Here is a 13,975-nt window from a genome sequence, read left to right on the forward strand (position 1 = left end):
CGAGCGGTCCGTCAGTTGCCGCCGCCGATCTGACTACCGAGACCGATCAGCACACCGGCGAGGCCGCCGGCGCCACCGATGATCAGGGCGGCCAGCGCGATCATGCCGAAGCCCTGGAAGGCTTCGCGCATGCCGTCGCCGCGCTTCATCGACAGGAGCATGCGGATGCCGAGGATGAGCAGGGCGATGACGGCGACCATGGTGCCCGCGTTACGCAGGATGTCCTCGATCTGCCCGAACATGTCGTTCAGGGTCGTCTCGGCCATGTACATGGTGGTTCCTCTCGGGTGGTGGAGCGGCGGTAGTGGTGTGGGGGTGTGGACGGCGTGGTCCGGTCAGGGCTTGCTGGGCTTGGCCGTGGGCGACGGGACGGCCGCGGAGGCGGAGGCGGAGGGTGAGGGGGATCCGGAGGCACCTGCCGAGGGTGCGGCCGTTCCCGTCGCGGCATCGCTGTCGGTGTCGTCGTCGGCCCGGCCGCCCTCGGCGTCGAGCACGCCGCCCCGGACGTCCTTGATGAACCAGCCCTGCGCCGTGTTGACCATCGTCATCCGGTACGCACGGCGAACCGTGACGCCCTTCGCGTCGGTCCAGTCGACGGCCACCCGCACCTGGACAGCCTGGCCGGTGTCGTAGGAGTACGGCTTGGTGTCCTGGGCGCTCGCCGGGACGAGCGCGACGACGGTGCCGATCTGCGGGCCCGTCAGGCGGCCGGCCAGACCGGTGGTGGCCGTCAGGGTCGCGTCCGGTGTGAGGAAGCGGGCCATGGCGGTGGCGTCGGAGGCGCCCCAGGCCTCGAAGTAGCCCGGCAGTACCTCCTTCTGGAGCTGCGTGGACAGGGTGTCGTCCACGACCTCGTCGCCCTGGTCGACCTCGGGCACGTCCGCGGCGGCCGGCAGCGGCATCTGACCCACGTCGCCGGAGACGCGCATGCCCTCGCCCGTCTTGAGGTTCTGTACGTACACGGGGACGGTGAGAGTGGTGAGCGTGCCGTCGTCGGTGCGGACCTGGACCCCGATGTAGCGGCCGTGGTCGCCGTACTCGGGAAGCTTCTCGGCGGTGCCGTCCCAAGTGACCGAGACGGCCTTGCTGGTGCCCTCACCGCTCCAGCCGCAGTCGGGGTCGACACCGGCGGAGGCGTAGCGGGCGAGGTCGTCGCGGCGGGTGGACGAGGTGTCCGGGGAGAACGTCATGCAGAGCTGCGCGTACTGCTCCGCGAAGGCCGCCGCCTGCTCGGTGGGGAACTCGGTGAGGCGGTACCGGGTGGCGTCCGAGGAGTCCAGCCCCGCGGTGGTGGTGCCGGAGGACTTGCCGATGACCAGTCCCATCACGCCGCACGAGCCCAGCGCGAACACGCAGGTCGTGATCAGCAGGGTGGCGCGGAGCGCGACGTGGGTACGGCGCCCGCCGCCGGGGATGCGGCCGCCGGGCCTGGGCACGTCGAAGTCACGCCGGGGGGCGGGCTTCGCGGTGGCCTGGCCCGGGGTGGCGGCGCCCGCTGGCGGGGCGGTCGGGGCCGCCGTGGCCCTCAGGGACATCGTGGAGGAGCTCTGGGCGGGGGCCTGGTGGCCGTGCTGGGGCGGGTGCTGGGCGGCCGTGCCGGGCGTGGGCGCCGGTGCGGTGGTCGCGGCGGTGGCGGCCGTTGCCGTGCCGCCCCGCTTGCGCTGCTCCTTCTCCGCCTTCTTCTGCTCGTACGCCGCCTTGCGGGCCGCGCGCTCGCGCTCGCGCTTCTCCTTCTTCGACTCGCCCTGGGGCCGCGTCTCACGGGGCGGCAGCGACGGGACGGCGGCCTGGCCGGCCCGGGGAGTGCTGCGCACCCAGGCGGCGGCGACCTGTGCGCGGGCCGCGTCGGAGGGCAGCGGCTGCGGCTGCTGCGGGGCGGGGGCCTGCTGCGGGGCGGGGGCCTGCTGCCCTTGCCCCTGCCACGCCTGCTGCGGCGGCTGCTGGGAAGGACCGAAGGACCCGGGCTGCCCGGAAGGCTGGCCTCCGCCGACCGCGCCAGCAGGGCTGTTGTGGTCTGTCATCGAGTCGGTTACTCCAGCGAGTCGGTTCCCCGTCCGCCTGGGCGGGTTCACGACCGCACCGCACGACGGGCCCTGGCCCGGCCAGGTGCGCTTGGCAGTGTGACAAAGACCTGTCACCGGCCCGGTGTCTCTTTCCTCGCCGGGACTGCGGGAATTCCCCATGCCGTGTGCATGAGGAAACCGGCCGGGAAAAGTGTCAGGGACACGTCGGGAAGGTGCCGTGCCGTTCCGGCCCGTCCTGGGCCCACAATGCGCGGGGCACATGTGCCCGAGGTGCTGGGTGCCGCCACCCCGCACCACCCCCTGGACCCGACGGACCCGGCGAAGGACGAGAGTTGACCGACCACAACGGGCACCCGCAGCACCCGCAGTACCCGCAGCAGCCGCAACCCCCGGAGCAGCCCGACCCGCGTACCTGGGAGATCCCCCAGGCTCCCCCGGTCCAGCAGTCCCCCGTGCCCGCTCCTGTCTCCGCCCCTGCTCCGGCGCCCGTTCCCGCCCCCGCCCCCGCCCCCGCCGCCGTACCGGTCCCCGAGCCGGCCCAGGCCCCGCAGGTCTTCCAGGCCGAGCACGCCTGGGTCGACGGCTATGAGCCCGGCAACCCCTGGCAGGCCAGCCTGTGCGTGCAGACGCCGTACGGCACCTTCGCCTATCCCCTCACGCCGAACACGATTCCCGAACTCCTCGAGCAGATGGTCCTGGTGGCGCAGGAGCAGCAGGGGATGCCGGTCGGCTTCGACGAGGACCCCGAGCCGTCGTCGCCGGACGAGGAGATGGTGGACGAGGAGCAGCAGGCGACCGCCTCCGACATCCACAGCGGTCGGGCTGCGCGCCTGACGGGCTGGGCCGTCGTTCACGACCTGTGGGAACGCGAGGACCCGACGGCACGCATCGTGATGGGCGCGGTCGTGGTGGTGCTGTTGCTGCTCGGTATCGTCCTGACCTGAGAGCGCGCGGCCCTCACCCTGCCGCCCCCGGTTCCCAACAGCAGCCCCGCAGGAGTCGAGCGATGACCGGTACCGAACCCACAGACGAGGAGCCGGAGTTCTTCTTCGCGGACGTCTTCGTCTTCGTCTCCGACTACCTCGCCCAGATGATCCGTCGCCGGGTCAACGGCGCGTCGGCCACCTGGTGCCCGCAGTGGTGGGAGCACCCCGAGGCGGGCGCCCGCCTCTCCGCGCTCTGGCTGGCCTGGGAACATCTGCGCAAGGACCCGGCGCTCGGGATGTCCACGTGGTGGCTGCACCACGCCGACCCGCATCTGCGGGTCCTCATGGACGCCGACTCGGGTCCGTTCGCGGCCTGTTCACCCAAGGACGGTCACACGGCGTACCCGTTCGATCCGCTGCCGGTGGCTCCGCGGCCTTCCTGAACGACGAACCGTCGGGAACACGTCGTACGACAGGAGTGCCGGGGTGCGCGGCGTCTTCCTCTGGGGGCGTCGACCGCCGGGGGCACGTTCTCGTACGCCGTCCGCGGCAGCGGGGTGAAGTGGGACCGGACGGAGTGATCGCGACCGGCCGCACCCGAGCGGTGCAGCCCCCTCCCCTTCCTTCGCTCCCGCTTCCCGTTCGCTCTTTCCCGATGCCGGCCGCTCTTTTCCTCGCCGGGAATTCCCCCGACTCCCCGCTTCCGCCTCCCCCTACCGTGTCCCGGTCACCCGCCGTACCGGCTCAGCACAAGGGAGGCGCGGGAACGTGGACTTGCCTGCGGAGAACAAGCGCACGGGGCTCTTGGCCCTGGGGGTGCTCGGGTTTCTCCTGATCGCCGTGCTCACCGTGTTCACCGTCTTCGACGGTGACGACGAGGGCGACGGCGGTGAAGCCGGGGGCGGCTCCGCGGTGCCCACCGCCACCTCGGGCGGCAGCGCCGCAGGCGCGGACGGGGTGGGAACCGGCGGCGACGGGTCGCAGAACACCGCGGTCGCCCCGATCATCTCGGCCTCCGAAGCCGTGAAGGCGCACGCCGCCATGGTCCAGTACATGGCCGGGCTCACCACGTACGACCACTCGAGCAATGCCGCCACCTGGACTGTTCCGCTGGTCCGGCTCACCACGAACGACGACCGGATGAAGGCCGCGACCTCGCTGCCGACCGGCAAGGAGTGGGCGACCTGCCAGGCCGAGCAGTGCTCCTCCAAGGGGGAGGCCGTCGTGGTGCGCGATGCCCTGGTCTCGGACGACCTGGTGCGTGACAGCGGCCGCTCGATGTCCACCCTGGTCAAGGTGACCGCCACGCACACCGCGGACGGGCAGAGCACGACCGAGTCCAACCAGTGGCTGGTGACGGTCAAGGAGGACGGCGGCGACTGGCTCGTCTCCGGGTTCGACGTCTTCGGCCTCGGTGACGTGGGCGCGTCCGACGACTCGGGGGTGTGAGCCGGCATGGTTGCACCAGCGGTACTGGCCGCCGCCAGCAAGGCGGCGAAGGTCGCCAAGGCCGCGAAGGCGGCCAAGGCGGCGGCCCAGCGCGGCGGCGGCCAGGGTGGCGGCGGCAAGAAGAACAACAAGTGGATGTGGATAGCCGGCGGTGTCGGCTGCCTGCCCATCGCCGGTGTCGGCACCCTCGTGCTGGTCTTGGTGGGAAGCATGATCGGCGGGGTGGGCGCCGGTGCCGCGGCCGCCTCCTGCGGCGACTACGCCGACAACGCCAACGCCGGCAACACCGGTGACGCCGCGGCCACCAACCCGGTCATGCCGGCCGGCAAGATGTACATGCCGAGCGAGACGGCGCGCAACGAGATACCGCCGAAGATGATCCTCGCCGCGATGCGCGCCGCCGCCCGCTACGACGGCCTCGACTGGACGCTCATCGCCGGGCAGATGTACCAGGAGACCAAGTACGGCCAGGACCCCTCGGCCGCGCCCGGCGGCAAGAACTCCCTCGGCTACATGGGCATCCTCCAGTTCGGCAAGCCGGCCTGGACGGACTATGGCGCCGACGGCAACGGCGACGGCACGAAGGACCTGTACAACATCGACGACGCGGCCTGGGCCGCCGCCAACTTCCTGCACGCCAAGAAGGCCGAGACCGCTCCCTTCAAGGCGCTCCAGATCTACTCCGGCTCCACGGCCGCCAACACGATCTACCCGCGGGTCGTGCTCACCCAGGCCGCGCGCTACCGCGGGGTGCTCACCGGCGACCAGGACCTCATCAAGCGCTGGTACGCGCATCTGAAGGAGACCATCGAGAAGAACCCCGGCTTTCCCACTCTCGGGAAACAGTCGGACATTCCCGAGCCGGTCGGCAACAACGCCCAGCCCGGCTCCGCACTCAGCATCGCCGCGACCCCGGCCCGCTCCTGGTCGACGCCGGCGCTGGACGACGACAGCGGTGACGGCAGCACGACCGCGATGTCCCTCGCCGCGTACAGCAGCGACATCAGCGGCATCAGGGGCAGCGACGGCGGCAGCATCGGCGCCGGATACGCGACGACGGTGTCCTTCCCCCTCGCCAAGGAGCCCACCACCGGCAAGGACTGGCAGTGGCCCATGAAGCAGGGCACGTACACGGTCGGTACCCCGTACCACCAGAACGGCCGTATGTGGAGCCTCGGTTACCACACCGGTCTCGACCTGGTGGCCTCCGGCGGCACGCCGATCTACGCCCCGGCCGACGGCAAGGTCGTCCACGCCGGGCCCGGCGGCTCGTACGGCAACATGACGAAGATCGAGCACGCGGGCGGGGTCATCACGCTCTACGGCCACCAGACCTCGATCAAGGTGTCCGTCGGGCAGACCGTCAAGCGCGGTCAGCAGATCGGCACGGTCGGCGCGACCGGCAACGTCACCGGACCCCACCTGCACTGGGAGGTCCTCGTCCCCGGTGTCGACAACCCGTTCGTGGGCGGCCAGGACAAGGGCCCGGGCATGGTCGACCCGGACGAGTGGATGAAGGGCAAGGTCACAGCCAACCCCGACTACGGGACCGTCCCGGGATCCGACGAGAGCAGCAGGGACGCGCAGTACGCCGACTGCGCCGAGGACAACGGCGGTGCCGCGGTGGCCCCGGACGGCGCGGGCGCCTCCGGTGTCCTTCCCGACGCCGACGACCCGGTGATCCGCGCGGTCCTCGGCTGGGCCCAGCGCGGCATCGGGGTCCCGTACGTGTTCGGCGCCCCGCGGCTCCAGGGCGAGAACCCCACCAGCTTCGACTGCTCCAGCTTCACGCAGTGGGCGTACTACATGGCCAGCGGCGGGAAGATCAACATCGGTACGACGACCTACACGCAGGAGCCCTACCTCAAGAAGTACGAGGTGTCGCTGTCCGAGGCGCAGCCCGGCGACGTCATCTTCTTCCGGCCGGAGGGCAATCACTCCGGGCACGTCGGCCTGGTCTGGGACCCCAAGGGCCACAAGATCATCCACGCCCCGCGGCCCGGCAAGTCCGTCGAGTTCAGCAACTGGGACTACCAGGACGACATCACCGGCGTCTACCGCGTGCCGATCCCCCAGGGCACGAACGCGGTCGAGGGCGATGGCACAGACAGCGGAACAGGAGCATGAACCAACAGATGAGGCGTCACCTACTCCCTCTCACCGGGGCCCTGGTGTCACTTGGGCTCGTCGCGGGCTGCGGCGGAGGCGACGACACGGGAAAGGACGGCGCGACGGACGGGAAGGCGACATCCAAGGCGTCCGCGTCCATCGCGCAGGGCCCCGCGTATCAGGGCGCCGCACTGCCCGGCATGGCCCGGAAGCCCGTGTGGAGCCTGACCGCGGACGGTGTCTCGGGGTGCCCCGGCGACCCGGTCGCGCGGGCCACGAGCAGGGTCGTCGGAGACCACTCGCAGACCTGCGTCCTCGGTGACGCCGTCGTCCTCACCGAGGACGCGACGACGTACCCCGACAACACCGGCGGCACACCGGAGGAGTACCTCTTCCGAGCCCGCCTCCTCGACGCGGCCACCGGCCGCGAACGCAAGTCGGTCGAGGTCACGATCCCCGCCGACGGCTGGTCGAGCGACCGGGACCCGGCGCCCGCCGAGTTCTTCACCATCGGCGAGTGGAAGGACGGCACACCCGCCCTCCTGGCCGTCGACGGCGATGTGACCCCGGCGAGCGGGCTGAAGAAGGAGTCGGTCCGGACGACGTACACCATGTACGCCCCCTCCGGCGAGAAGCTCGGCAGCTCGGCCTACGACGGCGAGGACGGCACCGACTACACCGTCGAGGCCGGCCATGTACGGCTGAAGGAGGGGAAGGACAGCGGCTCCTACGCCCCGCTCGGCGGCGGCGCCGCCGTCGAGGTCCAGGACCGGTGGGAGGACCAGGCGCCGATCGGGCCGGGTTTCGGCTACCGGGTGGCGACGTCCCTGGCCGAGTTCTACGTCAGCGGTGACCGGCTCCAGGTCTCCGACCGGCTCACCGGCCGGGAGCTGTGGAACACGGAGGGCGTCACCCTGCCCGCCGCTGTGGCGGCGAAGACCCCGGACGGCGACCGGGCGGCCGCCTCCCTCTTCCCGCTGGCCGGAGACAAGGGCCTGCTCGCCTGGGGCCTGAAGGACGACACGTACGACGCGCTCCTGACGGTGGTCGACCTCCGGACGGGGCGCACCCTCGTGGAAGGCCCCAAGACCGCCCTCGACCCCAACGACGCGCACGAGCCGCTCGTCGTGCTCTCCGCGGACGGAAAGAGCGTCGTCACCCAGTTCGGCGGAGGCGCGGTCGCCTGGGACGTGGAGACGGGCGACGAGCTCTGGCGTCAGGAGGAGGACGAGCAGGAGATCGAGCCGGTGGCGCTGCCGACCGGCGACGTCCTGTACGCGTCCGTCAGCGACCTGGGGCTGGCAGCGCTCGACATGCGCACCAAGAAGGTACTGGCCTCCGGCCTGGCGCCCGGCTCCTCGTTGAACGACGACGTCGATGTCCTGGAGCGCACGTCCGACGGCCACGCCCTGCTGGCGACGAGCGAGGGCGTCTTCGTCTTCGCTCCGGAGAAGGCCTGACCACGGCCCTCGCGGCCACCGAATCCCAGCACCCCCACCCCGCCAGACAACTCAGCAAGTCCACAGTCCAGAAAGGACGGACCCGCGGGTGACCGCAAACCAGCAGAAGAAACCCCGCGCCGAGGACGACTGGACCTTCGAGATCGTCATCGCCGTGGCGGTCGTGCTCCTCGTCGGTGCCGGTGCCTGGCTGGCCGCGAAGGTCGGGGCCGGGTACGCCGACGCTCCGGCGCCGCCGGCCAACCCGCTGACGTTCCTCGTCGAGGTGATCAAGGGCGACTACAGCTGGCCGGGCTCGGCGGCCAGTGCCGTCGCGGCCGGTGAGGCGGTGGTGGTCGGGATCCTCGGCCTGGCCGCCTACCGGGTGCGGGAGCGGTTCAGGAACAAGCCCAAGGTGGACGGCGCCGCCCGGCATCTCGCGAAGGGCGAGGAGCTCGGCAAGCTCACGATGAAGGGCGCGGCCGCCACCGCCGAGCGCCTCGGGGTGCAGGCGAGCACGCCCGGCGTGTTCATCGGACGGTCCGTCAAGGGGCGTCAGCCGCTGTTCGGGTCGTACGAGGACATGCACGTCGACATCTGGGGCCCGCGGACCGGCAAGACGACCCGGCGCGCCATCCCCGCCATCCTGGACGGACCCGGCGCCGTCCTCGTCACCTCCAACAAGCGCGACATCGTGGACGCGACCCGGGGTCCGCGGACCGCGCGCGGCCCGGTGTGGGTGTTCGACCCGCAGCAGGTCGCGCAGGAGGAGCCGAGCTGGTGGTGGAACCCGCTGTCGTACGTCACCGACGTGGCCAAGGCCCGCAAGATGGCCGACCACTTCGCCAGCGGCTCGCGCGACGCCAACGCCTCCACCGACGCCTTCTTCGACCCGGCCGGCCAGGACCTGCTCGCCAACCTGCTGCTGGCCGCCGCCTGCGCCAAGGCGCCGATCACCCAGATCTACACCTGGCTGTCCAACCCCAAGGACGACGCCCCGGAGCGGATCCTGCGCGGCGCCGGGCACGCCATGTCCGCGGACGGGCTGGCCGGCGTGATCAACGCCCCCGACAAGCAGCGCAGCGGCATCTACGGTGTCGCCCAGCAGATGGCGTCCTGCCTGGTCAATCCCGAGGTCAACCGGTGGGTCACGCCCCCGTCCGACGAGTACGCGGGCGAGTTCGACCCGCACGCGTTCGTCCGCACCGGCGGCACCCTGTACTCGCTGAGCCGGGAGGGGCGCGACTCCGCCGGGCCGCTGGTGACCGCGCTGACCGTGGCCGTCGTCGAGGCGGCCGAGGAGTACGCCACGACCCAGCGCGGCGGCCGTCTCCCGCTGCCGCTCGTCGGCGTCCTCGACGAGGCGGCCAACGTGTGCCGCTGGCGGACGCTGCCCGACCTGTACTCGCACTACGGCTCGCGCGGGATCATCCTGATGACGATCCTCCAGTCCTGGGCGCAGGGCATCGAGGTGTGGGGCGAGCGCGGCATGGAGAAGCTGTGGTCCGCCGCGAACGTGCGCGTCTACGGCGGTGGCGTCTCGGACACCCGCTTCCTGGGCGACCTGAGCGAGCTGGCCGGCGAGTACGACCTGCGTGAGTACCAGATCAGCCGTGAGTCGGAGTTCGGCGGCTGGTCCGGCAACCGTGCGATCAGCGAGTCCACGCGCCGCGAACGCGTCCTGCAGGTATCCGACCTCGGCGCGATGCCGCCCGGCCGGGCCCTCGTCCTCGCCTCCGGCACCAAGCCGGTGCTGGTCGAGACGGTCCCCTGGTGGGAGGGCGCGTATGCCGCCGAGGTCCAGGCCTCGCTGAAGAAGTACGACCCCGGGGCGCGCTGAGCCGACGGCGGCACCGAGGACAGGACAGGGCAGGGACAGGACAGCGGACAGGACGGGGGAGGGGCCCGGAGGCGACTGCCTCCGGGCCCCTCCCCCGTCCGTCGTCGTCCGTCGGCCTCGTCCGTCCTCCGTCGCCGTCCGCCGGGATCAGACGCGCGCGGAACGCCGACGGCGAGTGCCGAACCAGGCCGCCGCACCGCCGACGGCCAGCAGGGCGGCCGCGAGGGCGCCGTACAGGACGCCGCCGCCCGAACCGGTGGCGGCGAGCGAACCCGTGGTGGTCGTGGTGCCGCCGGTCGTGCCGCCCGTGGTGGTGGCCGCGGAGCCGGACGCGGACGCCGACGGAGAGGCCGGGGCCGAGGCAGAGGGAGAGGCCGACGCCGACGGCGTCGCGGACGGCGTACCGCTCGGCGGGGTGACCAGGGCGGGGCCGGCCTTCACCTGGGTCCGGGCGCCGTTGAAGCCCCAGGAGTCGGCCATGGAGAACAGCGCCTCCAGCGGGACGAAGGTGTCCTTCTTGATGTCGCTCTTCTCACCCAGGGAGAGGTACAGCTTGATGCTCTCGGTGCCCTTGGAGGAGCCGAAGCCCTTGGATATGGCGGGGAGTTCCCACTCGCTGTCGTTGGACTCCTCCAGCTTGACGATCTTGCCGCCGACCTCGGCCTCCAGGACGAAGTCGGGGTGGCCCGCGCCCTCACGGAACTGCTGGGCCGACACGGTGCGCTGCAGTTCGGCGGGGAACTCGCCGGGGCCGGTGGCCGTGGCGTTCAGCACCAGCTCGGCACGCCGGCCGGGTCGCGCGACGGCGCCCGTCTTCTGCTCCCACGCCACGTTGAGCTTGCCGGGCGTGATCGCCGGGTCGGTCTTGAAGACCTGGGTGTTGCGGGACGGGTCGTCGTCGGTGTCGCCGATCAGCCGCCCGGCGGTGAGGGTGAAGTCACCGTCGTTGGTGGGGTAGGAGGCGCCGAGGCCGACCGTGACCTTCCAGGTGTACTCGGTCTTCGCCGGGATGGAGAAGGTGGACGCCGCGTTCCCGGTGGCCGGGAAGAACAGCCCCTGGAAGGAACCGTCCTGGCGGCCGACGGCCGACTTGGTCGCGGGCGCGTCGACCGCGGTCACGTCGAAGACGATGGAGTCCTTCAGAACCGGGCTCGGACCGTCCGGCGTGCCCGGCAGCCAGGCCGAGAAGTCCTGTGCCCGGTCGGAGGAGTTGGCGACCGTGAGGATCATCGACTCCGTCGCCCCGCCGCGCTTGAGCGGGCCGGTGGGGGCGGGCGCGCCCAGCGTCATCTTCAGCGCGTGGTCGCCCGCCTTGTCGGCGGCGACCGCGGTGGCCGGGACGAGAGCGGCGCCGGCCACCGCGGTGACGACGGCGGTCGCGGCCACGGTGCGGATGCGGCGGGCGGCGACGGAACCAGCGGACATGATGAATCCCCCAAGGAATCGAACGGCAAGCGCACGCCGTGACCACGGCGGCGAGGGAACCGGAAGAGTGACCGCCCGCCGGTCCTGCTCGTCCCCCCGGCGGCTCGCGGTGCGCTCATCTTCACCCGGATCTCACAGGTGATCAATCGTCGCTCCGTCACCACTTCGCAACAGCGGCGGAAGCGACAATTCCACTGGTCAGGGCCGGGGCGGTGACGGCGGTGGTGAGAAGGGCGGCGGTCGTGGCCGGGGCGGCGGTCGTCGCGGGTCTGGCGGGATCCATGCGTTCCCCGGGTCGGAAGGAAGGCTGTCGTGATCGTGACTTGTGCGGAACGGCCTTGGTTGTGCGCCTTTTTGCCCACGCGTCGGCGGGTTCTCCGCCCAGGTCTTTTCAACGTCTCCGCGTGCTCTCCATGTGTCTTCACCTGTTAAGCGGAGTGTGATGTTGCTACTTCGTTAAGTAGTTCCGCTTGACGCCGACGGCCGCCGCCGCGTTGTCTTTTCAGACACCTGGGTCTACATGTCACACCCATGTGTCCGGAATCGCACCGAACGCACCTGAAGTGAGCCCCCGAATGCGTCGTATCGCCATAGCTGTGGTCGCCTCCACGATGTCCCTGTCGCTCGCCGGGTGCGGAATGCTGGGGGCTTCGGAGGACAGCAGCAGCGCGACACCGACCCGGAGCAACGACGTCACGGTGGGCGTGCTGATGCCGGAGGAGACCAACACCCGGTACGCGGACTTCGACTACCCCATCATCAAGAAGAAGGTCGCCGAGCTCACCGAGAACAAGGGCAAGACGGAGTACGCGAACGCCGCCGGTGAAGCCAAGACGCAGCTCACCCAGATGCAGAAGATGATCGACGAGAAGGTCGACGTCATCCTGCTGGACGCCGTCGACTCGAAGTTGATCGCGCCGATGGTGCAGAAGGCCAAGGACGCGAACATCCCCGTCATCGCCTACGACCGCCTGGCCCAGGGGCCGATCGACGGGTACGTCTCCTTCGACAACGAGCTCGTCGGCGAGGTGCAGGGCCGCACCCTCGTGGAGGCCATCCCCGGCGTCAAGGCCAGCGACAAGATCGTCATGGTGAACGGCTCGCCCACCGACCCGAACGCCGGTCAGTTCAAGGCGGGTGCGCTCAGCGAGCTCAGCGGCCGGGTCACGGTGGCGAAGTCGTACGACACCGACAAGTGGAGCCCCGAGGTCGCCGAGGCCAACATGACGAAGGCGATCGAGTCGCTGGGCGTGTCCAACATCGCCGGTGTCTACTCCGCCAACGACGCCATGGCCGGCGGCATCATCAAGGCCCTGAAGGCCGCGGGCCTCAACGACGGTGACCTGCCCCCGATCACCGGCCAGGACGCGGAGCTGGCGGCCGTGCAGCGCATCATCAGCGGCGAGCAGTTCATGAGCGTCTACAAGCCGTACCCCGGCGAGGCGGAGGCCGCCGCCCAGGCCGCCGTCGCCAAGGTCCAGGGCCGCGACATCCAGTTCGACGCGCTCACCCGCGACCGGGTCGACAGCCCGACCACCAAGGACATCCCGGCCAAGCTGGTGACCGTGGTCGCGCTGACGAAGAGCAACATCAAGTCGACCATCGTCGCCGACGGCATCTACAAGGTCTCCGAGATCTGCACCGCCAAGTACAAGGCCGCCTGCCAGGCCCTCGACCTGCTCTGAGCCGAGCCCCGGACGCCGGGCGGACCGAACACCCGCCCGGCCCGCAGCCGCCCGCCCGGTGGGCCGCGCACCCGCCCGGCCGGCCCGCAGCCGCCCGCCCGGTGGGCCGCGCACCCGCCCGTCCGGCCCGCAGCCGTCCGCCCGGTGGGCCGCGCACCGGTCCGGCCCGGCGCGGGCCCGCCGCCCGCCCGGTCCGCGTCCTCCCGCGCCGCCGCTCACGCCACCCGGGTGAACTCCACCGTCACCTCCGGCGGTCCGCCGGCGACACCCCGGTAGATGCCCTTGTGGGGGGTGACGTCGTCGTAGTCGCGGCCCCGCCCGACCACCACGTGGGACTCGTCGGGCCGGGTCCGGTTCGTCGGGTCGTAGCCGTGCCAGTCACCGGCCCAGTACTCGACCCAGGCGTGGCTCTGCCCGGCCACCGGACGGTGCAGCTCCGCGTCCCGCTCGGGGTGCAGGTAGCCGGAGACGTACCGGGTGGGCAGGCCCAGGCCGCGCAGCAGCGCGATCGTGACGTGGGCGATGTCCTGGCAGACCCCGGCGCCCTGGTCCCAGGCCTCGGCGGCCGAGGTGTTCACGCCGGTGACGCCGGGCAGGTAGGACACCTGATCGGCGACCATCGCCGACACCGCCACCGCCGTCCCGTGCGGGTCAAGGCCCATGGCCGCCTTCCGCGCCTTCTTCACCAGCTTCGGCGGGACCGTCGTACGGGCCGTGGGGCCGGCGAACTCCAGCAGCCGGGAGCCGGCCGTGCGGGCGGCGATCTCCGGCCATCCCGGGGCCGCCGGCAGCGCGTCCGGCGGGGCCGTCTCCACCAGACTGGACGCCGTGATGGTGAGGTCCGCGTGCGGGTCCATCAGCTCGAAGGCGGTGACCTGGGTCCCCCAGTAGTCCCAGTACGACCAGGTGGTGGCCGCGGGGCGCACGGTCACCCGGGAGTCCAGCGTCGTCTGGCCCGGCAGGGTGAGGGGAGTCATCCGAACCTCGTTGTGCGAGAGGACGGCGGCCTGCGTGTAGGAGACACGGGTCGTGTGCCGGATGCGGAGCCTGCGGGTGGTCGCCGCGGTGGTCATCGTGC

At 71.5% G+C, this 13,975-nt stretch carries 12 protein-coding genes; 7 read left to right on the forward strand and 5 right to left on the reverse strand.

The annotated features are described in order from the left end of the window. Positions 1 to 11: 11 nt before the first annotated feature. Entirely contained in the window at positions 12 to 266 is a 255-nt protein-coding gene (locus tag ASD48_RS09785; protein ID WP_230195104.1) for a hypothetical protein, read from the reverse strand. A gap of 69 nt (positions 267 to 335) precedes the next feature. Next, a complete protein-coding gene (locus ASD48_RS41660; protein ID WP_079073698.1) occupies positions 336 to 2,021 on the reverse strand; it encodes a conjugal transfer protein in 1,686 nt (561 codons plus the stop codon). Between the two features lie 335 nt (positions 2,022 to 2,356). Here ASD48_RS41660 and ASD48_RS09795 point away from each other — a divergent pair, with 335 nt between their 5' ends. The 6 genes from ASD48_RS09795 (at position 2,357) to ASD48_RS09820 (ending at position 9,787) form a co-directional block, all read left to right on the forward strand. Beyond that, on the forward strand, positions 2,357 to 2,968 hold the full coding sequence (locus ASD48_RS09795) for a hypothetical protein (protein WP_057601122.1): 612 nt from the start codon (positions 2,357 to 2,359) through the stop codon (positions 2,966 to 2,968). A 62-nt stretch (positions 2,969 to 3,030) separates the two neighbouring features. Next, the gene (locus ASD48_RS09800) at positions 3,031 to 3,393 is read left to right on the forward strand and encodes a DUF4913 domain-containing protein (RefSeq protein WP_057601123.1); all 363 of its coding nucleotides are present in this window, start codon (positions 3,031 to 3,033) and stop codon (positions 3,391 to 3,393) included. Between the two features lie 325 nt (positions 3,394 to 3,718). Next, positions 3,719 to 4,399: a hypothetical protein gene (locus ASD48_RS09805; RefSeq protein ID WP_057601124.1), complete on the forward strand. Its 681-nt coding sequence runs from the start codon at positions 3,719 to 3,721 to the stop codon at positions 4,397 to 4,399. 6 nt (positions 4,400 to 4,405) lie between these two features. Next, entirely contained in the window at positions 4,406 to 6,526 is a 2,121-nt protein-coding gene (locus tag ASD48_RS09810) for a peptidoglycan DD-metalloendopeptidase family protein (RefSeq protein ID WP_057601125.1), read from the forward strand. 8 nt (positions 6,527 to 6,534) lie between these two features. Continuing rightward, positions 6,535 to 7,968, forward strand: coding sequence for a PQQ-binding-like beta-propeller repeat protein (locus tag ASD48_RS09815; RefSeq protein WP_057601126.1), 1,434 nt, complete (start codon positions 6,535 to 6,537; stop codon positions 7,966 to 7,968). An 88-nt stretch (positions 7,969 to 8,056) separates the two neighbouring features. Then, positions 8,057 to 9,787 (forward strand): type IV secretory system conjugative DNA transfer family protein, encoded by a 1,731-nt coding sequence (locus tag ASD48_RS09820; protein ID WP_057601127.1) that lies wholly within the window; start codon positions 8,057 to 8,059, stop codon positions 9,785 to 9,787. A 147-nt stretch (positions 9,788 to 9,934) separates the two neighbouring features. Here ASD48_RS09820 and ASD48_RS09825 read toward each other — a convergent pair whose 3' ends face one another. Both ASD48_RS09825 and ASD48_RS45940 read right to left on the reverse strand, forming a co-directional pair. Then, complete coding sequence (locus ASD48_RS09825) at positions 9,935 to 11,212, reverse strand: hypothetical protein (RefSeq protein WP_057601128.1); 1,278 nt, start codon at positions 11,210 to 11,212, stop codon at positions 9,935 to 9,937. A 157-nt stretch (positions 11,213 to 11,369) separates the two neighbouring features. Further along, the gene (locus ASD48_RS45940; protein ID WP_282438182.1) at positions 11,370 to 11,495 is read right to left on the reverse strand and encodes a hypothetical protein; all 126 of its coding nucleotides are present in this window, start codon (positions 11,493 to 11,495) and stop codon (positions 11,370 to 11,372) included. Positions 11,496 to 11,787: 292 nt separating this feature from the next. Between ASD48_RS45940 and ASD48_RS09830 the strand changes: the two genes are divergently transcribed. After that, positions 11,788 to 12,897 (forward strand): substrate-binding domain-containing protein, encoded by a 1,110-nt coding sequence (locus ASD48_RS09830; RefSeq protein ID WP_057601129.1) that lies wholly within the window; start codon positions 11,788 to 11,790, stop codon positions 12,895 to 12,897. Positions 12,898 to 13,112: 215 nt separating this feature from the next. Here ASD48_RS09830 and ASD48_RS09835 read toward each other — a convergent pair whose 3' ends face one another. Next, positions 13,113 to 13,970 carry a transglutaminase family protein gene (locus ASD48_RS09835; protein WP_057601375.1) on the reverse strand — a complete coding sequence of 286 codons (858 nt, stop codon included), beginning with the start codon at positions 13,968 to 13,970 and terminating at the stop codon, positions 13,113 to 13,115. Positions 13,971 to 13,975: the final 5 nt, after the last annotated feature.

The sequence above is a fragment of the Streptomyces sp. Root1310 genome, assembly GCF_001426425.1.
Taxonomy (GTDB): Bacteria; Actinomycetota; Actinomycetes; order Streptomycetales; family Streptomycetaceae; genus Streptomyces.

Excerpts from the sequence above, each read along its gene's own strand:
- ASD48_RS09785 (WP_230195104.1), bottom strand. The coding sequence starts at position 266 with ATGGCCGAGACGACCCTGAACGACATGTTCGGGCAGATCGAGGACATC.
- ASD48_RS41660 (WP_079073698.1), bottom strand. The coding sequence starts at position 2,021 with ATGACAGACCACAACAGCCCTGCTGGCGCGGTCGGCGGAGGCCAGCCT.
- ASD48_RS09800 (WP_057601123.1), top strand. The coding sequence starts at position 3,031 with ATGACCGGTACCGAACCCACAGACGAGGAGCCGGAGTTCTTCTTCGCG.
- ASD48_RS09810 (WP_057601125.1), top strand. The coding sequence starts at position 4,406 with ATGGTTGCACCAGCGGTACTGGCCGCCGCCAGCAAGGCGGCGAAGGTC.
- ASD48_RS09815 (WP_057601126.1), top strand. The coding sequence starts at position 6,535 with ATGAGGCGTCACCTACTCCCTCTCACCGGGGCCCTGGTGTCACTTGGG.
- ASD48_RS09825 (WP_057601128.1), bottom strand. The coding sequence starts at position 11,212 with ATGTCCGCTGGTTCCGTCGCCGCCCGCCGCATCCGCACCGTGGCCGCG.
- ASD48_RS45940 (WP_282438182.1), bottom strand. The coding sequence starts at position 11,495 with ATGGATCCCGCCAGACCCGCGACGACCGCCGCCCCGGCCACGACCGCC.
- ASD48_RS09830 (WP_057601129.1), top strand. The coding sequence starts at position 11,788 with ATGCGTCGTATCGCCATAGCTGTGGTCGCCTCCACGATGTCCCTGTCG.
- ASD48_RS09835 (WP_057601375.1), bottom strand. The coding sequence starts at position 13,970 with ATGACCACCGCGGCGACCACCCGCAGGCTCCGCATCCGGCACACGACC.